Below are 20,891 nucleotides of genomic sequence, written 5' to 3'. Positions count from 1 at the left end.
AGATCGGGGGGCGCGGCTGATGTCGCGGCGCCACGCGCAGAACCTGGAGACGGTCTGGCTGGAGGGGCTGCCGGAGGAGGCGGTGCCGGCGGTCGAGGCGGCGATGCAGACGGTGTGTCGCACCGTCGCGCTGTTCCGGGACGAGCCGACCGACACCTGGCGCGTCGAGGGCGTGCGGGAGGAAGGCGCGGGGGAGGAGGCGCTCGTTGGGGCGCTGGCGCTGGCCTCGGTCATCGCCGGCGTGGAGCTGGTGCCGCAGCGCGGGCCGGTGGAGGCGGAGGGATGGCTGGCCCGGACCGCGGAGGCCTTTCCGGAGCAGGAGATCGGTGGGCGGGTGCTGATCCGGCCGACGCATCTGCCGCCGCGGCGGGTGCATGGGCGGACGGTGCTGACGCTGGATGCGGGGCTGGCCTTTGGGTCGGGGGAGCATGGGTCCACCCGTGGCTGCCTCATCGCCTTCGAGGACGTGGCGAAGCGGCTGCGGCTGCCGCGGGCGCCGCGGCGGATGCTGGATCTCGGGACAGGGTCCGGAATCCTCGCGATGGCGGCGGCGAAGCGTGTCCGGCGGCGGGTGCTGGCGACGGATATCGAGCCCTGGTCGGTGCGGGTGGCGCAGCAGAACGCGGCGCTGAACGGGGTGGCGCCGCTGGTCCGGCCGGTGCTGGCGGATGGGTGGCGGGCGCCGGTGGTGGCACGGGGGCGCTACGACCTGGTGTTCGCCAACATCCTGGCGCGGCCGCTCTGCGCGATGGCGCGGCCGCTGGGGGCGCATCTGCGTCCGGGCGGGCGGGCGATCCTGGCGGGGCTGCTGGGGACGCAGGCGCGAATGGTGCTGGCGGCGCACCGGCGCGGCGGGATGTGGCTGGAGCGGCGGGTGAACCAGGGGGCCTGGACGGCGCTGGTGGTCCGCAAGCCGGGCTGAGAACGCTCGCGCAAGCCGGCGCCCGAAACACCGCCGGCCCGTGGTGCCCCGTGAGGGGCAACACACGGGCCGGCATCGGGGCAGCGCGGTGCGCCGCCCCGGTCAACCTTCGCCGATCGGGATCAGGCCGTGCGGCGGGCGGCGGACTGGTCGTTCGCCGCGACGGGCGCGGTGCGGGTCGCGGTCATCCGCGGCAGCGGCTCGTCGATCATGCGGTGGAGGCTGCCGCGGACGAGGCCGATGTCGGTCAGCTCGCGGTCCGACAGGTCGCGCAGGGCCGCGAGGGTCCGCTGGCGCTCGCGCCACGCGGCGATGCGGGCCTTGAGGCGGCGGAAGCCGGCGAGCAGGGCGGCGTCGCGCGCCTCGACGGCCTGGAGGCGCATCGCCTCGGCGTCGCTCAGCCGGGTGTTGGCGGGAAAGGGCATCATCGGCGCGGCATGCGCCTGGGCGATGCGGGGGTTCATGATAGCGTGTCCGTGTGTCGCGGCGCCTGTCGGCCGGCGGAAGGATATCCGCGGGTCCCGGGCGCTTCGTGGTGCGCCTTGTATGGTCCTTTCCCGGGCCGGGTTGATCCCCCGGGGACAGGGCCTGAGGTATGCGCAGTTCGCATGATGTCGCCGGAGATATGCTTTCGATGAAGATCTCGTGAACAGAACGGAGCGTCTGGAAGCCCTGCGCGCGGCGATCGCGCGGGCGGGGGTGGAGGGGTTCATCGTGCCGCGGGCCGATGAGTTCCTCGGCGAATACGTTCCGGCGGGTGGGGAGCGGTTGGCCTGGTTGACGGGGTTCACCGGCTCGGCGGGCCTGGCGATCGTGTTGCCGGAGCGGGCGGTCGTCTTCACGGACGGGCGCTACGTCACGCAGGTGGCGCAGCAGACGGACCCCGCGCTGTGGGAGCGCCGGCACCTGATCGACCAGCCGCCGGCCGAGTGGCTGAAGGAGCACGCGGCGGGGCGGCGGGTGGGGTACGATCCCTGGCTGCACCCGCAGGCGATGGTGGACCGGCTGGCCGCCTCGGGCGCGGTGTTGGTGCCGTTGGCGGAGAACCCGCTCGACGCGGTGTGGACGGACCGGCCGCCGCCGCCCGCGGCGCAGGCCGAGCCCTGGCCGGAGGCCTTCGCGGGGCGCAGCGCGGCGGAGAAGCGGGCCGCCATCGCGGAGGAACTGCGGAAGGATGGGCAGGCCGCCGCGGTGCTGGCGGACGCGCACTCCGTGGCGTGGCTGCTGAACATGCGGGGCGGGGACCTGGACCACACGCCCCTGGCGCTGGGTTTCGCGATCCTGCGAGACGACGCCTCGGTGCAGGTGTTCATGGACCCGGCGAAGGCGGGGCCGGAGCTGCGGACGGCGCTGGGCAACGCCGTGGCCTTCGAGCCGCGGTCAGGGCTGACGGCGGCGCTCGGGGGGCTGGCCGGGAAGCGGGTGCGGGTGGACACGGAGGCGACGCCCGCCTGGTTCGGGCTGACCCTGCGGAACGCGGGGGCGGAGGTGGTGGCGGGGACCGACCCCGTGCGCCTGCCGCGCGCGACGAAGACACCGGCGGAGCGGGACGGCGCGCGGGCGGCCCACAAGCGGGATGCGCGGGCGCTGGCGCGGTTCCTCGCCTGGTTTGCGGAGGCGGCGCCGATGGGCGGACGGACGGAGGTCTCGGTGGCCGAGCGGCTGCTGGGCTTCCGGCGGGAGGAGGAACGGTTCCGGGCGGAATCCTTCCCGGCCATCGCGGGGGCGGGGGAGGATGGGGCGATCATCCACTACCGCGCCACGGCGGAGACGGACCGGGCGGTGCGGCCGAACGAGGCCTTCCTGATCGACAGCGGCGGTCAGTACCTGGACGGGACGACGGACGTCACGCGCACGCTGTGGACGGGGCCGGGCGAGCCGCCGGCTGAGCTGCGGGACCGCTACACCCGCGTGCTGCGGGGGATGCTGGCGCTGGCCGCCACGCGCTTCCCGGAGGGGGTGGCGGGCCCGCATCTGGACGCGATCGCGCGGCGGCCGCTGTGGGAAGCCGGGCTGGATTACGACCACGGCACCGGGCACGGGGTCGGCGCCTTCCTGTCCGTGCATGAGGGACCGGCCGCCTTCTCGCGCGCGGCGGCGAACATCCCGCTGCGGGAGGGGATGATCCTCTCGGACGAGCCCGGCTTCTACCTTCCGGGGTCCTACGGCATCCGGATCGAGAACCTGCTGCTGGTCGCGCGCGACGAGGCGGCGCCGGGTCCGAAGCGGTGGCTGCGCTTCGAGACGCTCACCCTGGCGCCCTTCGAGCGGCGGCTGATCGCCGTGGAGGGTCTGACGCCGGCGGAGCGGGCGCAGATCGACGACTACCACGCGCGGGTTCTCGCGGAGGTGGCCCCGATGCTGGACGCGACGACGGCGGCCTGGCTTCGGGCGGCCTGCGCGCCGCTGGTGGCGTGAGGCCTGATCGCCGGGACACGCGCCCCGAGTAGGAAGAGTCAGGGTGTTCCGCCGGGTGGGGGGGCACCGGGACCGAGGAGTCTGTGGCTACCTGGCCACAGTGTGGCCTGACGCTCAGGAGTCTTCGAAGGGGCGCGTATCGAGTCGCATCCCGAATGGCTACAAGAGCCGTCATCCCGTCGCGTGTGGTTGAGCCGATGAGCCAGAGCCTTGATGTCCGGACCTCACGCCAGGCGCTGCAAGGTGGGCTGACCGGCGTGCCGGCCCTGCGGCTCTACGTGCTGGCCTCTTCGGGGATGCTGGTTCTCTCGGTGGGGGTGGTCGCCCTTCTCATGGGCTGAGCGACGCGGCCGTCGTCCGTCAGCGCCGGGCAAGGAGAAGGCGCAGGCCGAGGCCGAGGAAGATCGCGCCGCTGACACCGTGCAGCCAGCGCGCGGCGCGGGCGGAGCGGGCGAGGCTGCGGGAGGCACCCGCCGCGCCGGCGATCAGGACGGCGAAGAACGGGGCGGAGAGCAGGGGCAGGACCGGGCCGAGAAGCAGCATCTGCACCCAGGCCGGCGCCCGATCCGGGTCCACGAACTGCGGCAGGAAGGCCAGGAAGAAGAGCGCGACCTTCGGGTTGGTGACGTTGGTGAGCGCGCCCTGGAGCACGACGCGCGAGACCGGCGCGGCGGGCCGGAGCGCTGGGTCGCCGCGCAGGGCCGCGCGGATCGCGCCGATGCCGAGCCAGACGAGGTAGAGGCCGCCGACGAGGCGGAGCGCGGTGAAGAGGGCGGGCTCCGCCGCGATGATGGCGGCGACGCCGAGGGTGGCGCCGAGGATGTGGACCATCACGCCGCACCAGAGGCCGATCGTGGCCGCCCAGCCCCGGCGCGCGCCGCCGGCGAGGGTCTGGCCGAGGACGAACATCATGTCCGGCCCGGGCGTTACCAGCAGGACGACGCAGGCCAGGATGTAGGCGGCGAGGAGACCGGGATCGAGCGGCATGGGCCGAGCGTGGCGCCGGTTTGTTCCCGGGTCGAACGAGTTCGGGTGATGCCCGGCAGCAGCGGCGTTGATGGGGCGGGCCGCCCTGGCGTCCCGCTTCGCCGAATTCCGCGGCAGCCCCGCGTGGGGTCCGGGGAGTTCAAACTCCCCGGCCGCCGGAGGCCCTTTCTTTACCCCCTGACCGAGCGGAGCCCGCCCCAGGGGACGGGGATGTTCCGCGCGCCCTCCCCGAGGGAGCGTTGCGGGCCGGAGGGCTGGGCGCCGAGGCGGGCTTCCTCGCGCTCGACGCAGGCGATGGTGGCGTCGGAGACGGCGGTCCAGCCGGCGGGGGCGGTGCTGTCGAGGCTGTTCAGCACGCATTCGTCGAAGACCGTGTAGGTGAAGCCGGCGCCGCAGCCGAAGGAGGGGCGGTCGGGGCGGGCGGCGGTCAGGATGATCCGGTTGGTGCGGGCCAGGGGCGGCTCGATGAAGTTCCCGGTGTAGCAGCCCGAGGCGATGACGACGGTGGGGGCGTCGCCGCAGCCGCGATCCAGCGCGGCGTTCAGCAGGCCGGGGCCGAGGAAGTTGCGGGAGGCGACGAAGGCCAGGCCGCGCTGCGGGGCGCCGTGGGCGGTGACGAAGATCAGGCAGCCCTCGCCCGGGGCGGGGCGGAGGTCGGCGATGGCCCCGGCGACGTTCTGGAGAAGGGCGGGCCGGGTGCCGGGGGGCGGGTTGGCGGCGGCGGAGAAGCGCTGGACGGAGGCGGTGCCGTTCAGGCCGCCGGCCATGCGCGTGACGGCGTTGTCCCAGACCGGGAGACTGCCATCCGCGGCGACGAGGACGGCGTGCCATCGGATGGGGGCGGCGGTGGGGCCGGGAACGGCACAGGCGGCGGGGGCGAGGGCGAGGAGAAGGGCGAGGAAGCGCTTCATGAATCGGCTCCGCAGGGGCTTCGTGCAGCCTGCGGCGGATCGGGGGCGGGGGCGAGCGCCCGTCAGGTCACGACTGTGTCGCCGGACGTGTCGCCGCTGGGTCCCGCGGGAGCGGGCGGGAAGCCGGCGAGCGCCCGCCATTCGGCCTCGGTGAGGGTGTTGAGGCCGAGCTCCCTGGCCTTCGTCGCCTTGGAGCCGGCGTCGGCGCCGATGACGACGTAGTCCGTGCGCTTGGAGACGGACTTCACGACCTTGGCGCCGAGGGATTCGGCGCGGGCCTCGGCCTCCTGGCGCGTCATGGTCTCAAGGCTGCCCGTGAAGACGAGGGACTTGCCTGAGAGGGCGCCCGTTGCCGCGGCTTCCGCCGGTTCCGGGGAGACCTCCTTCAGCAGGTCGTTCAGGGCGTCGCGGTTGCCCTTCTCGGCGAAGAAGGCGGTGAGCTCCTTCGCGATGGCGGGGCCGATGCCCTGGATGCCGTTCAGGTCCTCCAGCGCCTCCGAGCCGATGACCTGGGCGGCGATCATGGCGTCGCGCCAGGCCTCCACCGTGCCGTAGTGGCGGGCGAGGAGGCGGGCGTTCTGGGCGCCGATGCGACGGATGCCGAGGGCGAAGATGAAGCGCTCCAGGCTGGGGGTGCGGCGGTCCTCGATGGCCTTGAGGAGGTTCTCGACCTTCCGGGACTCGCCCTTCTTCGCGGCGGCGCCCCAGCCCTTCCAGCCGCGCAGGGTCTCGGCGTGGGACTTCAGGCGGAAGATGTCGGCGGGGGTGCGGACGAGGTTCTCGCGGTGGAGGAGCTCCACGTTCTCGATGCCCAGGCCCTCGATATCCATGGCGTGGCGGGCGGCGAAGTGGATCAGGCGCTCCACCTGCTGGGCCGGGCAGATGAGGCCGCCGGTGCAGCGGCGGACGACCTCGCCTTCCGGGCGGACGGCGGCGCTGCCGCATTCGGGGCAGGTGGTGGGCGGGGTCCAGGGATCGGCGCGACCCGGGCGGTCGGGGTCCACCACGCGGATGATCTGGGGGATGACGTCGCCGGCGCGCTGCAGTTCCACCGTGTCCCCGGGGCGGGCGTCCTTGCGGGCGACCTCGTCCTCGTTGTGCAGGGTGGCGTGCTGCACCATCACGCCACCGACGTTGACGGGCTGCATGATCGCGCGGGGCGTCAGCGCGCCGGTGCGGCCGACCTGGATGTCGATGCGGAGCAGGCGGGTGACGGCGCGCTCGGCGGGAAATTTCCAGGCGATGGCCCAGCGCGGGGCGCGGCCGACGAAGCCGAGGCGGGACTGCCAGTCCAGGCGGTCCAGCTTATAGACGACGCCGTCGATGTCGTAGTCGAGCCCGGCCCGGCGTTCGGCCATGCGGGCCTGGAAGGCCTCGGCGGCGTGCTCGTCGGGCAGGGGTTCCGAGAGCGGGTTCACGTCGAAGCCCCATTCGCGCAGGCGGTCGAGGTAGCCCGAATGGGTCTCGGCCACGGGCTCGCTGGACTGGCCCTGGGCGTAGGCAAAGAGCTTCAGCGGGCGGGACGCGGTGATCGTGGCGTCGAGCTGGCGGAGGGAGCCGGCGGCGGCGTTGCGGGGATTGGCGGGGATGCGGACGGCCTCGCCGACGCGCTCGCCGGCCTCGCGGCGGCGTTCGCGCTCCTCCGCCAGGCGGGCCTGTTCGTCGCGGAAGGCGATGAAGTCGCGCTTGGTCATGAAGACCTCGCCGCGAATCTCGATGCTGTCGGGGAAGGGGGCCTTCAGGCGGCGGGGGAGGCTCTTCAGGGTGAGGAGGTTTTGCGTGATGTCCTCGCCCGTCGTGCCGTCGCCGCGGGTGGCGCCCTTGGTGAAGCGGCCCTTGTCGTAGGTGAGGTTGACGGAGAGGCCGTCGATCTTCGGCTCCGCGACGAAGCGCAGCGTTTCCTCCGCGGAGAGGCCGAGGAAGCGGCGGATGCGGGCCGCGAACTCGGCGAAGTCCTCGGGCGCGAAGGCGTTGTCCAGCGACAGCATGGGCGTGCCGTGGCGGAGCTTCGCGAAGCCGGCGGCGGGGGCGTCGCCGACGCGCTTGCTCGGGCTGTCGTCCCGGATGAGGTCGGGGAAGCGGGCCTCGAGCGCGGCGTTGCGGCGGAAGAGAGCGTCGTACTCCGCGTCCGTCATGATGGGCGCGTCGTGGACGTGGTAGGCGGTGTTCGCTTCCGCGATCCGATGGGCGAGGTCGGCCAGCTCGGCGGCGGCCTCCTCCTCGGTCAGGGCTTCGGGATCGCGGGGATTCGGGGCGGCCGGCGGCATCGGGCGGAGTTAGCCCGGCTTCGGGCGGGCTGGGAACAGCGCGGCCGTGATCATGCGCCGCTGCGCCCGGGGTGGCGTTGCGGCGTTACGATATCATGACGGAATTCCCCCCGGACTGGGTTCACCCCGCTTCGCTCGAGGTCGCGCGGCGGGCTCAGGAGGAGATCGCGGCGCGGGTCCTGGAAGAGGATCGGCCCGTGGGGCAGGGGCCGGCGCGGCACGTGGCGGGGGTGGATTGCTCCGGGGCGCCGCGCGGGACGCCCGACGTGGTGCGGGCGATGGCCGTGCTGCTGGACCGGGCCGGGGCGCGCAACCGGCCCGCGGCAACGGGGCTGGCGGAGGGGGTGCCGTCCTTTCCCTATGTGCCGGGGTTCCTCGCGTTCCGGGAGGTTCCCTTCGTGCTGGAGGCGGTGGCGAAGCTGCCCCGGCTGCCGGAGCTGGTTTTCGTGGACGGGCACGGGGTGAGTCATCCGCGGTCCTGCGGGATCGCGAGCCATCTCGGCGTGCTGCTGGACGTGCCGACGATCGGGGTGGCGAAGTCCGTGCTGGTGGGGCAACCGCAGGGCCTGCTGGGGGATGCGCGGGGCGACTGGGCGCCGCTGGTGTGGAAGGGGCGGCGGATCGGGGCGGTGTTGCGGACGAAGGTGGGGGTGCAGCCGGTCTATGTGTCGGTGGGGCATCGCGTGACGCTGGAGGCCGCGATCCGGCACGTGCTGGACTGGGGCGGTGGATATCGGCTGCCGGAGCCGACGCGGCTGGCGGACCAGCTGGCGGGTGAGGCGCGGCGGGCGGCGATGTCCGGGCGGCTGCTCTGAGTCGGGAGGCGCGGCCCTTCCGGCGCCTCCGCGATCTATTCCTCGACGCGGGTCCAGGGGCCACGCCTGGCCCCTGGTGGATGGGGTTTGGGGAAGGCGACGCCTTCCCCGGGGCTGGCAGCGCCGGCCATCCGGTCGAAGACCTCGCCGGCGAGAGTGAAGTCCACGGTGTTGGCCTCCGCGGCACCCGTGGCGCGATGGAAGGCGAGGGCGAGGTCGTCGCCCTCGTCCCCGTTCCACCAGAGGAAGGCGCCACCCTGCCGACGCGCCTCCGCCGCCATGGCGGCGAGGAGGGCGCGGGCGATGCCGCGGCGGCGGGAGCCCGGGGCGACGATGAGGTCGTTGAGGAAGAGGCCCCAGCGGGCGGTGCCGCTGTCATAGGTGGGGTGGGCGGTGGCGAGGCCCGCCGCGATCCCGTCCCGCTCGGCGAGGAGGACGACGGCGCGGGGGTCTTCGATCAGGTCGTGCAAGACACGGTCGGGGGTGAGGCGGCCGGGGTGAAGGCCGGGCTCGTCGTTCAGGAGGCGGAGGAGGGCGGCAAGGGCGGGGGCGTCGCGCGGCTCAGCGCGGCGCGTCCCGATGGCGGCCGGCCGGGGCGCGTCAGGGGCGCTCACCAGCAGGTGTAGCCGCCGTCCACCTGCACGACCGCGCCGGTCATGAGGCTGGCGGCGTCGGACGCGAGGAACTGGACGACGGAGGCTACCTCGTCCGGCTGGCCGACGCGGCCCATGGGCGTGTGGGACTGCCAGAGCCAGAGCATGTCCGGGTCCTCCTCCATGCCGAAGCGGGTGAGGGGCGTCTCGATGTAGGTGGGCGCGACGGCGTTCACGCGCACGCCGCGCGGCGCCCATTCGGCGGCCAGCGACCGCGTGAGGTGGTGCACGGCGGCCTTGGAGGCGTTGTAGAAGGACTGGGGCTGCGGCCGGTTCACGATGAAGCCGGACATGGAGCCGATGTTGACGATGGCGCCGCGGCCCTGCGCGAGCATGGCGCGGCCGAAGGCGCGGCAGCACCAGAACAGGCCATCGACGTTGACGTCCATGTGGTGGCGCCAGTGCTCGTCGGAGGTCTCCTCCGCGGGGACGTTGCTCACGGCGACGCCGGCGTTGTTCACGAGGATGTCCACGCGGCCGCGCTCGGCCACGAGCCGCTCGGCGGCGGCGGTGACGTGGTCGGATTTCGTGACGTCGAGCTCGAGGGCCTGGGCCTGCTGGCCGAGGGCGCGGAGCTCCGCGGCGGTCGCCTCGGCGCGGGCGAGGGAGAGGTCCGCGAGGATGACCGTCGCGCCTGCTTCGCCGAGGGCGCGCGCGCAGGCGGCGCCGATGCCCTGGCCGGCGCCGGTGACGACGGCGACGCGGCCGTCCAGGCGAAGCTTCTCGAGATACACGGTCCGGCACGTCCCCACGGATCAGGCGGGGATGGAAGCGCGCTAGGCGGCGCCCGCCAAGAGGTCGTCGGCCGCAGCGCGGGCGGCCTCGGTCACGCGCTCGCCGGCGAGCATGCGGGCGATCTCCTCCCGCCGCGCCTTCGGCTCCAGCGGGACGACGCGGGTCTCGGCGCGGTCGTCGCGGACGCCCTTGGCCACCTGGAAGTGGCGGGCGCCGCGGGCGGCGACCTGGGGGGAGTGGGTGACGACGAGAACCTGGAGCCGTTCGGCCACGCGGGCCAGGCGGTCGCCCACGGCGGCGGCGGTGGCGCCGCCGATGCCGCTGTCCACCTCGTCGAACACCAGGGTCGGGACCGGGGAGCCGCGGGCGAGCACGACCTTCAGGGCGAGCATGAGGCGCGAGAGCTCGCCGCCCGAGGCGATCTTCGCAAGCTGACCGGGCTTCTGGCCGGGGTTCGTGGTGACGAGGAAGGTGACGCGATCCTGGCCATCGGGGCCCCAGGCGGATTCCTCGCGCGGCTCGATCTCCACGTGCAGGCGGGCGCGCTCGAGCTTCAGCGGGGCGAGTTCGCGGGCGACGGCCTTCTCCAGCTTCGCGGCGTGGTCGCTGCGGGCGGCGGTGAGGGTGTTGGCGGCCGTCACATAGGCCGTGCGCGCGTCCCGCGCGGCGGTCTCCAGCGCGGCGACGCGGCCCGTGCCGGCGTTGAGGGCGGAGAGGCGCTCCTTCAGGTCCGCGAGATGCGCGGGCAGGTCCACCACGGCGACGCTGTGCTTCCGGGCGGCGGCGCGGAGGGCGAAGAGCCGCTCCTCCACCTGTTCGAGGCGGCGCGGGTCGGGCTGGGCGTCGCTGGAGAGGCGTTCGAGGAGGGACTCCGCTTCGGACAGGGCGTCCTGGGCGGCGGCGAGGGCGGCCAGCGCCGGCGCGGCCTCCTCGTTCGGGGGCGGCAGGCGTTCGAGGGCGCGGGCGGCGTTGCGCATGGCCGCGGCGGGGGAGCCGCCGCCGCGGCGGTCGCGGGGCTGCAACTCGGACAGGGCGGAGGCGATGGCCTCGGCGCGGCGTTCGCCGCCCTGCAGGCGCTGGCGGTCGGCGGCGAGCTCGTCCTCCTCACCCTCCTTCGGGGCGAGGTCCGAGAGTTCGCTGACGGCGTGGCGGAGCCATTCCTCGTCGCGCTGAGCAGCGGCGATCGCCTCCCGCGCGTCGCGCAGGGCGCGTTCGGCGGCGCGCCAGGCGCGATGGGCGTCGGCGACAGCGTTGCGGCGCGTGTCGAGACCGCCGAAGGCGTCGAGCAGGCCGGCATGGGAGGCGGGATCGGCGAGGCCGACCTGGTCGTGCTGGCCCTGCACCTCCACCAGCAGGGTGCCGAGGCGGCGCAGCAGGGCGACGCCGACCGGCTCGTCGTTGACGAAGGCGCGGGAGCGGCCGTCGGCGGTGAGGATGCGGCGGAGGACGATGCCGTCCTCCACCACGATGCCCTGCTCCGCGAGCAGGGCGTTGGCGGGGTGATCGGGGGGCGGCGCGAAGGCGGCGGTGACGACGGCCTGGGACTGGCCGGCGCGCACGAGGCCGGACTCCGCGCGCTGGCCGAGCGCGAGGCCGAGGCTGTCCAGCAGGATGGACTTGCCCGCGCCGGTCTCGCCGGTCAGCACCGAGAGGCCCGGACCGAAGGTGAGGTCCAGGCGCTCGATCAGCACCACATCGCGGATGGAGAGGGACGCGAGCATCCGCGCCTGATGTAGGGTGTCTAGAAGACGGAGTTAACAGCGCGGCGGAAGAAGCCCGGGCGCTCGCGCGGCTGTGCGCCGGGGGCGCCGTCCACCAGCAGGGCGTAGCTGTCCTGGTACCAGGGCGATCCGGGGTAGTTCTGGCCGAGCACGAGCGCCGTGCGGCGCGCTTCCTCCGTCAGGCCGAGGGCGAGATAGATCTCGGTCAGGCGGTGCAGCGCCTCGGGCGTGTGGTTCGTCGTCTGGTACTCGTCCACCACGCGGCGGAAGCGGCCGATGGCGGCGGCGTAGAGGCGGCGGCCCTGGTAGAAGCGGCCGATGTTCATCTCCTTGCCGGCGAGGTGGTCGCGGGCGAGGTCCATCTTCAGCCGCGCGTCCCGGGCGTAGGTGGAGTTGGGGAAGCGGGTGACGACCTCCTGCAGCGCGGCCATCGCGGTCTCCGTGCCGGCCTGGTCGCGCTCCGCATCGGCGATCTGCTCGTAGTAGCAGAGGGCGCGGAGGTAGTAGGCGTAGGCAATGTCGCGATGCGCGGGGTGGAGCTGGATGAAGCGGTCCAGCTGGCCCAGGGCTTCCGTGTAGCGGTTGCGGCTGTACTCCGCGTAGGCGTTCATCAGCCGGGCGTTGGTGGCCCAGGTGGAGTAGGGGTGCTCACGCTCCACCGCCTCGAACTGCTCGATGGCGGCGGCGTAGCGCTCGGCGCGCAGCGCCGCGAGGCCGTTGGCGTAGAGGGTCTCCGGGGAGACGTCGGCGGGGTCGACCTGGCCGCGGCGGGTCAGCGAAGAGGACTGGCCGTTCCAGGAGCTGAGGCCGAGGCTCTCGCAGCCGCCGAGCAGCAGGGGCGCGAGGGCCAGCGGGAGAAGGAGGAGGCGGCTCTGGGGCATGGTGGCGGCCTTATAGCACGGGCCCAGCCGGGCGCGACCCGGCTTTCCCGGTCCGTTCCGTGATGGGGGGGCGGGGCTTGAGCGGTGGTTCGGAGGACACCGGGGGAGAGAAGGAATTCTCCTCCCCGAGCCCCCACTCATTTTTTTCGATCGGGCTGCCGTGGGCGGCGGAAGCGGGGGAGCGCCCGGGCCGCCGGGGGTCAGGCGGGGCTGGCAGCCATCGGCAGGCGGGCGGTGGCGCCGGCCGAGGAGAGGACGCCCGCGGGCATCTCCGGCGCATCCACCAGGCGCCAGGCGCGCGGGTCGGCGAACAGGGCGCGGAGCACGCGGTTGTTCAGCGCGTGGCCGGAGCGGTGGCCGCGGAAGCGGGCGCGCAGCGGGGCGCCGGCCAGGGCGAGGTCGCCCACCGCGTCCAGCAGCTTGTGCCGCACGAACTCGTCGGAGTGGCGCAGGCCGCCGGGGTTCAGCACCAGCGGGCCGTCCACCACCACCGCATTCGCCAGGCTACCACCGCGGGCGAGGCCAGCGGCGCGGAGGCGGGCGATGTCCTCGGCCATGGCGAAGGTGCGGGCATCGGCGAGGACGGCGCGGAAGCTGTCCTCGGTCACGCGCAGCGACAGGGACTGGCGGCCGATGGCGGTGCTGCCGAAATCGATCGACAGCTCGGCCTCCAAGCCCGGGCCGGTGCCGGGAGCGAGCTCGGCCCAGGCGGCGTCGGGACCCTCGCCCTCGGTCACGCGGACCGTGCGGAGGACCTCGATCTCGGGCGCGGCGAGGGCGGATTCCGTCAGGCCGGCGCAGTCGAGCAGGAAGACGAAGGGGGCGGCGGAGCCGTCGAGGATGGGGACCTCCGGGCCGTCCACCTCCACGACCGCGTCGGTCACGCCGCAGCCCGCGAGGGCGGCCATGACGTGCTCGATCGTGCCGATGCGCGCGGACCCCTCGCCGATGCAGGTGCAGAGGCGGGTGTCGTTCACCGCGTCGTGGCGGGCGGGGATCTCGAGGCCGAGGTCGGTGCGGCGGAAGACGATGCCGGTGCCGAAGGGGGCGGGACGCAGGGTGAGGGAGGCGCGGGCGCCGGAGTGCAGGCCGGTGCCGACGCAGCTGATCGCGGACTTCAGGGTCCGGGACCGCGTCGCGCCGATCGGGAAGTAACCGTCCATGAGTGACCCCGGAGGTGATGATCCGTGCCGACCAACGACTTAACGGGCCGGCGCGGCGGAAAGTGGCACCGCACCACGGCAGGGGCGATTCAACGCTTGTTTCTGTAGATTTCGTCTGAACACGTTTAGTTAAGCGGCTGAAAAGACCCGGAAGATAGCCGGATAGACGTTGCCGCGCAGGCATAAAAAAGGCCCCGCCGGTTGCCCGGCGGGGCCTGCTGGACACCGTTTCGGACTAGTTGCCCTGGCGGCGGAGGAAGGTCGGGATGTCCAGGCCGAGCTGGTCGTCGGCTGGCTGGCCGCCAGCGCGCGGGGCCTCGGCACGGGGGGCCGCGGCCTGCGGCTCGGTGCTCTCGGGCAGGCTGCGCTTGATCCCGCCGATCCCGGTGGCGCGGCGGAAGATGCTGGTGAAGGCGCCGCCGGCGGCCGGGGTCGCGGCCGGACGGGGAGCGGCGGCCGGGGCGTGCAGCGTCGGGGCCGGCGCGGCGGGCTGGGCCAGCGTCGCCGGGAGAACCGGCTCCGGCGCGGGCTGCACGCTGCTCACGGCGCTGGGGGCCATGGCGGCGGGCTCAGCCAGGGTGGCGGGGCGGCGGGCGCCGACGAAGGGCATCCGAACCGGGGCGCCGGGCTGCGGCGCGGCCTGCACCGGCGCGGCGGGCTGCATCGGCTGGGGCTGCATCGACTGGGGCTGCACCACGGCCGGGCGCGGGGTGACGACGGCGGGGCGGCCGGCCACCACGCCGGGCGGGGTGAAGCCCTGCGGCACGGCGCCGCCGCCGACGGCGACGAGGCGGTGCGGCTCGGCCTGACGCATCTCGGCGGTGGCCTCCTGCGCGTCGATGCCGGTGGCGACGACGGAGACGCGGAGGCGGCCGTTCAGCGTCTCGTCGATCGAGGAGCCGAAGATGATGTTCGCGTCCTCGTCCACCTCGCGGCGGATGCGGTTCGCGGCCTCGTCGACCTCGAACAGCGTCATGTCGTAGCCGCCGGTGATGTTGATCAGCACGCCGCGGGCGCCGCGCATGGAGGTGTCCTCCAGCAGCGGGTTGGAGATCGCGGCCTCGGCGGCCTTGACCGAGCGCTCCTCGCCCTCGGCCTCGCCGGTGCCCATCATCGCCTTGCCCATCTCCGCCATGACGGTGCGGATGTCGGCGAAGTCGAGGTTCACGAGGCCGGGGTTGACCATCAGGTCGGTCACGCCGCGCACGCCCATGTAGAGCACGTCGTCGGCCATCTTGAAGGCCTCGGCGAAGGTCGTGCGCTCATTGGCCTTGCGGAAGAGGTTCTGGTTCGGGATCACGATGAGCGTGTCCACGTAGCTCTGCAGTTCCTCGAGGCCCGCATCGGCGGAGCGGCGGCGCTTCGGTCCCTCGAAGTCGAAGGGCTTGGTGACGACACCGACCGTCAGGATGCCGCGCTCCCGCGCCATGCGGGCGATGACGGGCGCGGCGCCGGTGCCGGTGCCGCCGCCCATGCCGGCGGTGATGAAGACCATGTGCACGCCCTCGAGGTGGCGGGCGAGGTCCTCGGTCGCCTCCTCGGCGGCGGCGCGGCCGATCTCGGGCTTGGCGCCGGCGCCGAGGCCCTGCGTCAGGTGCGGGCCGAGCTGCACGCGGCGCTCCGCGCGGCTGTTCACGAGCTGCTGCGCGTCGGTGTTGGCGACGAGGAACTCGACGCCGTCGAGGCCCATGCCGATCATGTTGTTGACCGCGTTGCAGCCCGCACCGCCCACGCCGATCACGGTGATCCGCGGCGTGAAGTCCGTGTGCTGCTGACGCGGGATGGTCAGGTTCAGCGTCATCGCAATGCCCCCCTCGCGGACGCGCGGCGTCCGAAATCTCGAATCAGTAGTCCCCCGGGACTCTTATGCATCACACACGGTCCCGGAGCCAATTGACGAAACGCGCGAAAGTGCCGCGAGAGGCACCTTTCGCCCCATAATCCAGGTCCAGCACCGGACGGCCCTCGCCCGCGCCCCAGGCGAGCAGGCCGAGGGTGGTCGCGAAGCCCGGGGTGTGGAACGCCTCGGGCAGGCCGCGGACGGGATGCGGTCGGCCCAGGCGCACCTGCCGGCCGAGGATCCGCGACGCCGCCTCCCGCATGCCGACGAGTTGGCTGGCACCGCCGGTGAGCACGACGCGGGCGCCGGTGTCGCGCCCGAGGCTGGCGGATTCCAGCTTGTCCCGGATCAGCTCCAGCGTCTCCTCGATGCGGGGGCGGATGATGTTCAGGACCATCGTACGGGGGACGCGCGCGAGGTGGTCGTCATCCTCCCCGACGAGGGGGATGGGGAGCATCTCCTTGTCGTCGTCGTTCGTGCCCATGATGCCGCCATGCAGCGTCTTGAGCCGCTCGGCGTGCGAGGCGGGGGTGGTCAGGCCGCGGGCGAGGTCGTTCGTGACCTGCCAGCCGCCGACCGCGACCTGGGCGGTGTGGACGAGGTGGCCTTCCTGCACGACGGCGAGGGAGGAGGTGCCGCCGCCGAGGTCGATGACGGTGGCCCCGAGGTCGCGCTCGTCGTCCACCAGCACGGAGAGGGCGGCGGCGTAGGGGGCGGAGACGGCTTCCTCCACCTCCAGGTCGCAGCCGGCGAGACAGGCGCCGAGGTTGCGCAGGCTGGCGGAGGACGCGTCCACGAGGTGGAGCCGGGCGCCGAGATGCTCGCAGATCATCCCGCGCGGGTCGTCCACGCCGGGGGTCGCGTCGATGGTGAAGCCGAGGGGGAGGGCGTGCACCGTCTCCCGGCCTTCCTCGGAGAGCCGGCGGCGGCCCTCCCACACGATGGCGCGGAGGTCGGCCTCGGTCACGGCGCGGTCGCCGATCGGCCACTGGATGTTGAGGACGCGGGATTCCGGCTGGCCGCAGGAGAGGTTCGCGACCACGCCGGAGAGCTTCGTGTCCGCCATCTCCTCCGCGTCGGCGACGGCGGCGCGGATGGAGCGCTCGGCGGCCGGCAGGTCGACGATGTTGCCGCCCTTCACGCCCTGGGCACGCTGCCAGCCGAAGCCGAGCACGCGGGGCGTGCCGTCGCCCTCGATCCGGGCGATGAGGCAGACGACCTTCGTGCTGCCGATGTCGAGGACGCCGAAGGGGCCGGTGCGGGCGCGGGGATGGCGGGCGCCGCGGGGCGGCGGGACGTCGCCGTCGCGACCCTGGGGCGTGACGCGGACGAGGGCGTTCATGCCCGGTCTCCTCTCATCCGCGGGCGGCTCATCCCCGGGCTCCGGTGCGGGTCCGGGCGGTGGCCGGCGCCGGCTCCGGCGCGGGATTCTGGCGCAGGACGAGGCGATCGGGGAGGCGCAGATCGACGGTTTGCAGCGGCCGGTCCAGCAGGGCGTTCTGGCGGTGCAACTCGGCGAGGCGCGCGATGGCCGCGGCCTCGTGGCCCTCGGGCAGCAGGACGTCGGTGCCGGAGTGCAGGCGGAGGTTCCAGCGGCGCTCCCCGATGCGGACGAGGGCCTGGGTGCGGGCGAGGAGGTCGGGCTGGTCCCGCAGCATGTCATAGAGCGGCGCGGCGCTGCGCTCCGCGCCGGGGCCGACGATGAGGGGCAGAGGGCCGAAGGCGTCCAGGCGGTCGGTCGCGACGATGCGGCCTTCCCGGTCCACCACGGCGAAGCGCCCGTTGTTCTGGTGGATGGCGAAGGGCGCGCGCTCGGTCATCCGGACGTAGATCGTGCCGGAGAGGTGGCGCTGGACCTCGACGTTCTCGACCCAGGGGATGTTGGAGAGGCGGACGCGCGCGGCCTCCGGCGCGAAGGCGAGGATGGGGTCGCCCGGGCGGACGTCCAGCGCCTGGCGGAGCAGGTGCTGCGGGGTGTTCCGCGCGCCCTCGATCCGGATGTCCTGCACGGTCATGCCGCCGAACTTCGCGCCGAGGCCGGCGGTGACGCGGTCCGTCAGCGCGGAGAGGCGGGAGGCGGGGTCGAAGCTCGCGACGCCGACCGCGATCACGCCGAGCAGGGTGAGGCCGGTCGCGATCTTCGCCGCGGGCCGCAGCAGCGGCTTGCGGCGGCGCAGCCAGAGGCGGAGCGCCGAGGGGCGCTTCGGCTCGGGCGGCGCGGGGCGGGAGGCGCGGTCGCCGCGCAGCTCACGCGGCATCGCGGATGGCTCCTCGGCGATCATGGCGCGCGGCCTCGTCCCGCGTCATGCCGTCATGGCGGGCGTGGCGAACCATCCAGGCGCAGAGCTCGGGGAAGGAGATGCCGAGGAAGGCGGCCTGTTCCGGCACGAGAGAGGTGGGCGTCATGCCGGGCTGGGTGTTCACCTCGAGGATGAACAGGCCCTCGGCACCCGGGCGGGAATCGTCCCAGCGGAAGTCGGAGCGGGTGATGCCGCGGCATCCCAGCGCGTTGTGGGCGGCCAGCGCCACCTCCATCGCGCGGGCGCGGACGATCGCGGGGACGGGGGCGGGCAGGGTGTGACGGGAGCCGCCATCGGCGTACTTCGCGTCGTAGTCGTAGAACTCGTGGCCGGTGGCGATCTCCGTCACCTCCAGAGGGCGGTCGCCCATGACCGCCACGGTCAGCTCGCGGCCGGGGATGAAGGGCTCGGCGATGATCTCGCCCCAGTTCCAGGTGGCGGCGATCTCGGCGCGGCGGTTGTCGCGGTCCCGCAGGATGTGGACGCCGACGGAGGAGCCTTCCCGCACCGGCTTCACGACGTAGGGCACGGGGAAGGGGTCGGCGACGGCGAGCTCGGACGCGTCCAGCAGGCGGTGCGGCGCGACGGGCAGGCCGGCGGCGGCGAAGGCGGCCTTGCCGGCGGCCTTGTCCATCGCCATCGCGGAGGCGCGCAGGCCGGAGTGGGTGTAGGGGATGCCCATCCAGTCGAGCACGCCCTGTATGCAGCCATCCTCCCCGAAGCGGCCGTGCAGGGCGTTGAAGACGACGTCCGGGCGGGACGCGGTCAGCGCGGCGACGAGCGTGCCGAGGTCGGGGCCGGGGTCGAGCGGCGTGACGTCGAAGCCCGCCTCCCGCAGGGCCGGGCAGATCTCGCGGCCGGAGGAGAGGGAGACCTCCCGTTCGTTCGAGAGGCCGCCGAGAAGGACGGTGACGCGGGTCATGGCGCGGGCTCCCCGATGCGACGGATTTCCCATTCCAGCGTGATGCCGGAGCGGGCGAGGACGGCGGCGCGGATCTCCTCGCCGAGCTCCTCGAGGTCGGAGGCGGTCGCCTCGCCGGTGTTGAGGAGGAAGTTGCAGTGCTTCTCGCTCACCTGGGCGCCGCCGTGGACGCGGCCGCGGAAGCCCGCGGCCTCGATGAGCTGCCAGGCCTTGTGGCCCAGGGGGTTGTTGACCACCGGGTTGGCGAAGGTGGAGCCGCCGGTGCGGGCGCGGACGGGCTGGGTCGCCTCCCGGCTCTCGCGGATCTCGGCCATGCGGGTGGCGATGGCGTGACGGTCGCCGGGCGTGGCGCGGAAGCGGGCGCGGGTCACGATGCCGCCGGGCGGGAGGTGGGACTTGCGGTAGGCAAGGCGCAGCTCGGCGGCTCTCACGCGCAGCAGCCCATCCTTCGTCGCGATCTCCGCCCAGTCGAGGACATCCGCGACCTCCGCGCCGTAGGCGCCGGCGTTCATGGCGACGGCCCCGCCGATGCTGCCGGGGATGCCGGAGAGGAATTCGAGGCCGGAGAGGGAGGCGGCCGCGGCGTGCTCCGCCACGGTGGCGTCGAGGGCGGCGGCGCCGGCGGTGAGGCCGTCCGGCTCCAGCTCGATCCCGGAGAAGCCGCGGGCGAGGCGCAGCACGATGCCGCGCACGCCGCCATCCCGGATGATGAGGTTGGAGGCGGCGCCGATGACCGTGATCGGGGCGTCCGCGCGGCGCAGCAGGCGCAGCAGGTCATCCGTGTCGGCAGGGCGGACGAGCCAGTCCGCCGGGCCGCCGACGCGGAACCAGGTGGTGGGGCCGAGGAGCGCGCGCGACTGCACACGGCCCCGCAGGGCCGGGAAGAAGATGTCCGTCCTGTCGGCGCAGGCGCTCACGCCGCGCCCTTGATGCGGCGCGGGCCGCTCTTCGCCTGGAGGGCGGAGAGCTGCTCCGGCAGGGCGTGGGCCCAGTTGGTGATGTTGCCGGCGCCGAGGCAGACGACGTAGTCGCCGGGGCGGGCGATGGCGTGGACCATCTCCGCCAGGGAGTCCGGGCCGGGCAGGGGGACGACGCTGCGGTGGCCGTGGGCGCGCAGCCCCTCCACCAGGCCGTCCTGGTCGATGCCCTCGATCGGCTGCTCGCCGGCGGCGTAGACATCGGCCACGATCACCGTGCCGGCGTCGTTCATGCAGGTGCAGAACTCGTCGAACAGGGCGTTCAGGCGGGAGTAGCGGTGGGGCTGGACGACCGCGATCACGTCCCGCGCGCCGGCCTGGCGGGCGGCCTTGAGGACGGCGGCGATCTCCACGGGGTGGTGGCCGTAGTCGTCGATGATGGTGATGCCGCCGGCCTCGCCCGCGCGGGTGAAGCGGCGCTTCACGCCCTTGAAGGTGGCGAGCGCCATGCGGATCGTCTCCTCCGGCACCTCCATCTCCACGCCGATGGCGATGGCGGCCAGGGCGTTCAGCACGTTGTGCTGGCCGAGCATCGGCAGGCGGAAGGGCTTGAGGGCACGGGAGCGGCGGGTGAGGCGGTCCTGCACCACCACCTCGAAGGTGGCGCCCATGCGGTCGGTGATGACGCGCTCCGCCCGGACATCGGCCTGGGGGGAGAAGCCGTAGGTGATGAGGCGGCGGTCCGACAGGCGCGGGATCATCGCCTGCACCTGCGGGTGGTCGGCGCAGAGGACCGCGAAGCCATAGAAGGGGATGTTGCCGACGAACTGGGCGTAGCCCTCGTTCATCGCGTCCGCCGTGCCCCAGTGGTCCAGGTGCTCGGGGTCGATGTTCGTGACCACGGCGACGACGGCGGGGAGCTTCAGGAAGGAGCCGTCGCTCTCGTCGGCCTCGACCACCATCCACTCGCCGGCGCCGAGGCGGGTGTTCGTGCCATAGGCGTTGACGATGCCGCCGTTGATGACCGTGGGGTCGATCTTCGCCGCTTCCAGCACCGCCGCGACGAGGGAGGTGGTGGTGGTCTTGCCGTGGGTGCCGCCGACCGCGATGGACCACTTCAGGCGCATCAGCTCCGCCAGCATCTCCGCGCGGCGGACGACGGGCAGGAAGCGGCTGCGGGCGGCCTGGACCTCCGGATTATCCTTCTTCACGGCGGAGGAGGTCACGACGACCTGCGCCTCCCCGAGGTTGGCGGCATCGTGGCCGATATGGACGGTGATGCCGGCGGTGCGGAGGCGGGCGACGTTGTAGCCCTCCGCGATGTCGGAGCCCTGCACCGTGTAGCCGAGGTTGTGCAGCACCTCCGCGATGCCGGACATGCCGATGCCGCCGATGCCGACGAAGTGGATGGGGCCGATGTTCAGCGGCAGGGCGCGCAT

19 protein-coding genes are annotated in these 20,891 nt (G+C 73.6%); 4 read left to right on the top strand and 15 right to left on the bottom strand.

Features of this window, described 5'->3' with window-relative positions:
• Positions 1–19: 19 nt before the first annotated feature.
• Positions 20–922 carry a 50S ribosomal protein L11 methyltransferase gene (locus ACP6CK_RS10365; protein WP_426958811.1) on the top strand — a complete coding sequence of 301 codons (903 nt, stop codon included), beginning with the start codon at positions 20–22 and terminating at the stop codon, positions 920–922.
• Positions 923–1,044: 122 nt separating this feature from the next.
• Here ACP6CK_RS10365 and ACP6CK_RS10360 read toward each other — a convergent pair whose 3' ends face one another.
• Positions 1,045–1,386, bottom strand: a complete 342-nt coding sequence (locus ACP6CK_RS10360) for a DUF1127 domain-containing protein (protein WP_426958810.1) — start codon at positions 1,384–1,386, stop codon at positions 1,045–1,047.
• 181 nt (positions 1,387–1,567) lie between these two features.
• Between ACP6CK_RS10360 and ACP6CK_RS10355 the strand changes: the two genes are divergently transcribed.
• Positions 1,568–3,340 (top strand): aminopeptidase P family protein, encoded by a 1,773-nt coding sequence (locus ACP6CK_RS10355; protein ID WP_426958809.1) that lies wholly within the window; start codon positions 1,568–1,570, stop codon positions 3,338–3,340.
• Between the two features lie 197 nt (positions 3,341–3,537).
• A complete protein-coding gene (locus ACP6CK_RS10350) occupies positions 3,538–3,681 on the top strand; it encodes a hypothetical protein (protein WP_426958808.1) in 144 nt (47 codons plus the stop codon).
• A 19-nt stretch (positions 3,682–3,700) separates the two neighbouring features.
• On the opposite strand, the gene ACP6CK_RS10345 is transcribed toward ACP6CK_RS10350, so the two are convergent.
• From ACP6CK_RS10345 to ligA, 3 genes are all read right to left on the bottom strand, one after another.
• Entirely contained in the window at positions 3,701–4,327 is a 627-nt protein-coding gene (locus ACP6CK_RS10345) for a LysE family translocator (RefSeq protein WP_426958807.1), read from the bottom strand.
• Between the two features lie 170 nt (positions 4,328–4,497).
• Entirely contained in the window at positions 4,498–5,238 is a 741-nt protein-coding gene (locus tag ACP6CK_RS10340; protein ID WP_426958806.1) for a C13 family peptidase, read from the bottom strand.
• A 62-nt stretch (positions 5,239–5,300) separates the two neighbouring features.
• Positions 5,301–7,505, bottom strand: coding sequence for an NAD-dependent DNA ligase LigA (gene ligA / locus ACP6CK_RS10335; RefSeq protein WP_426958805.1), 2,205 nt, complete (start codon positions 7,503–7,505; stop codon positions 5,301–5,303).
• Between the two features lie 95 nt (positions 7,506–7,600).
• Here ligA and ACP6CK_RS10330 point away from each other — a divergent pair, with 95 nt between their 5' ends.
• The gene (locus ACP6CK_RS10330) at positions 7,601–8,320 is read left to right on the top strand and encodes an endonuclease V (RefSeq protein ID WP_426958804.1); all 720 of its coding nucleotides are present in this window, start codon (positions 7,601–7,603) and stop codon (positions 8,318–8,320) included.
• 35 nt (positions 8,321–8,355) lie between these two features.
• Here ACP6CK_RS10330 and ACP6CK_RS10325 read toward each other — a convergent pair whose 3' ends face one another.
• From ACP6CK_RS10325 to murC, 11 genes are all read right to left on the bottom strand, one after another.
• Positions 8,356–8,934 (bottom strand): GNAT family N-acetyltransferase, encoded by a 579-nt coding sequence (locus ACP6CK_RS10325; protein ID WP_426958803.1) that lies wholly within the window; start codon positions 8,932–8,934, stop codon positions 8,356–8,358.
• Complete coding sequence (locus ACP6CK_RS10320) at positions 8,931–9,707, bottom strand: SDR family NAD(P)-dependent oxidoreductase (protein ID WP_426958802.1); 777 nt, start codon at positions 9,705–9,707, stop codon at positions 8,931–8,933. Before ACP6CK_RS10320 ends, ACP6CK_RS10325 begins: the two co-directional genes overlap by 4 nt.
• Positions 9,708–9,749: 42 nt before the next feature.
• Positions 9,750–11,429 carry a DNA repair protein RecN gene (recN, locus tag ACP6CK_RS10315; protein WP_426958801.1) on the bottom strand — a complete coding sequence of 560 codons (1,680 nt, stop codon included), beginning with the start codon at positions 11,427–11,429 and terminating at the stop codon, positions 9,750–9,752.
• A gap of 20 nt (positions 11,430–11,449) precedes the next feature.
• Positions 11,450–12,310: an outer membrane protein assembly factor BamD gene (locus ACP6CK_RS10310; RefSeq protein WP_426958800.1), complete on the bottom strand. Its 861-nt coding sequence runs from the start codon at positions 12,308–12,310 to the stop codon at positions 11,450–11,452.
• Between the two features lie 200 nt (positions 12,311–12,510).
• Positions 12,511–13,473 (bottom strand): UDP-3-O-acyl-N-acetylglucosamine deacetylase, encoded by a 963-nt coding sequence (lpxC, locus tag ACP6CK_RS10305; protein ID WP_426958799.1) that lies wholly within the window; start codon positions 13,471–13,473, stop codon positions 12,511–12,513.
• A gap of 235 nt (positions 13,474–13,708) precedes the next feature.
• Complete coding sequence (gene ftsZ / locus ACP6CK_RS10300; protein WP_426958798.1) at positions 13,709–15,274, bottom strand: cell division protein FtsZ; 1,566 nt, start codon at positions 15,272–15,274, stop codon at positions 13,709–13,711.
• 70 nt (positions 15,275–15,344) lie between these two features.
• Positions 15,345–16,655 (bottom strand): cell division protein FtsA, encoded by a 1,311-nt coding sequence (gene ftsA, locus ACP6CK_RS10295; protein ID WP_426958797.1) that lies wholly within the window; start codon positions 16,653–16,655, stop codon positions 15,345–15,347.
• A 28-nt stretch (positions 16,656–16,683) separates the two neighbouring features.
• The gene (locus ACP6CK_RS10290; RefSeq protein ID WP_426958796.1) at positions 16,684–17,571 is read right to left on the bottom strand and encodes a cell division protein FtsQ/DivIB; all 888 of its coding nucleotides are present in this window, start codon (positions 17,569–17,571) and stop codon (positions 16,684–16,686) included.
• Positions 17,561–18,535 (bottom strand): D-alanine--D-alanine ligase, encoded by a 975-nt coding sequence (locus tag ACP6CK_RS10285; protein ID WP_426958795.1) that lies wholly within the window; start codon positions 18,533–18,535, stop codon positions 17,561–17,563. Before ACP6CK_RS10285 ends, ACP6CK_RS10290 begins: the two co-directional genes overlap by 11 nt.
• Positions 18,532–19,452, bottom strand: a complete 921-nt coding sequence (murB, locus tag ACP6CK_RS10280) for a UDP-N-acetylmuramate dehydrogenase (protein WP_426958794.1) — start codon at positions 19,450–19,452, stop codon at positions 18,532–18,534. Before murB ends, ACP6CK_RS10285 begins: the two co-directional genes overlap by 4 nt.
• A complete protein-coding gene (murC, locus tag ACP6CK_RS10275; RefSeq protein ID WP_426958793.1) occupies positions 19,449–20,891 on the bottom strand; it encodes a UDP-N-acetylmuramate--L-alanine ligase in 1,443 nt (480 codons plus the stop codon). Before murC ends, murB begins: the two co-directional genes overlap by 4 nt.

The sequence above is a fragment of the Muricoccus radiodurans genome, assembly GCF_050154705.1.
Classification (GTDB): domain Bacteria; phylum Pseudomonadota; class Alphaproteobacteria; order Acetobacterales; family Acetobacteraceae; genus Roseomonas; species Roseomonas radiodurans.
The sequence above is the reverse complement of the archived record's forward strand: the minus strand, read 5'-3'. Positions and strand labels throughout refer to the sequence as shown.

Excerpts from the sequence above, each read along its gene's own strand:
- ACP6CK_RS10365 (WP_426958811.1), top strand. The coding sequence starts at position 20 with ATGTCGCGGCGCCACGCGCAGAACCTGGAGACGGTCTGGCTGGAGGGG.
- ACP6CK_RS10360 (WP_426958810.1), bottom strand. The coding sequence starts at position 1,386 with ATGAACCCCCGCATCGCCCAGGCGCATGCCGCGCCGATGATGCCCTTT.
- ACP6CK_RS10350 (WP_426958808.1), top strand. The coding sequence starts at position 3,538 with ATGAGCCAGAGCCTTGATGTCCGGACCTCACGCCAGGCGCTGCAAGGT.
- ACP6CK_RS10345 (WP_426958807.1), bottom strand. The coding sequence starts at position 4,327 with ATGCCGCTCGATCCCGGTCTCCTCGCCGCCTACATCCTGGCCTGCGTC.
- ACP6CK_RS10340 (WP_426958806.1), bottom strand. The coding sequence starts at position 5,238 with ATGAAGCGCTTCCTCGCCCTTCTCCTCGCCCTCGCCCCCGCCGCCTGT.
- ligA (WP_426958805.1), bottom strand. The coding sequence starts at position 7,505 with ATGCCGCCGGCCGCCCCGAATCCCCGCGATCCCGAAGCCCTGACCGAG.
- ACP6CK_RS10330 (WP_426958804.1), top strand. The coding sequence starts at position 7,601 with ATGACGGAATTCCCCCCGGACTGGGTTCACCCCGCTTCGCTCGAGGTC.
- recN (WP_426958801.1), bottom strand. The coding sequence starts at position 11,429 with ATGCTCGCGTCCCTCTCCATCCGCGATGTGGTGCTGATCGAGCGCCTG.
- ACP6CK_RS10310 (WP_426958800.1), bottom strand. The coding sequence starts at position 12,310 with ATGCCCCAGAGCCGCCTCCTCCTTCTCCCGCTGGCCCTCGCGCCCCTG.
- lpxC (WP_426958799.1), bottom strand. The coding sequence starts at position 13,473 with ATGGACGGTTACTTCCCGATCGGCGCGACGCGGTCCCGGACCCTGAAG.
- ftsZ (WP_426958798.1), bottom strand. The coding sequence starts at position 15,274 with ATGACGCTGAACCTGACCATCCCGCGTCAGCAGCACACGGACTTCACG.
- ftsA (WP_426958797.1), bottom strand. The coding sequence starts at position 16,655 with ATGAACGCCCTCGTCCGCGTCACGCCCCAGGGTCGCGACGGCGACGTC.
- ACP6CK_RS10290 (WP_426958796.1), bottom strand. The coding sequence starts at position 17,571 with ATGCCGCGTGAGCTGCGCGGCGACCGCGCCTCCCGCCCCGCGCCGCCC.
- ACP6CK_RS10285 (WP_426958795.1), bottom strand. The coding sequence starts at position 18,535 with ATGACCCGCGTCACCGTCCTTCTCGGCGGCCTCTCGAACGAACGGGAG.
- murC (WP_426958793.1), bottom strand. The coding sequence starts at position 20,891 with ATGCGCGCCCTGCCGCTGAACATCGGCCCCATCCACTTCGTCGGCATC.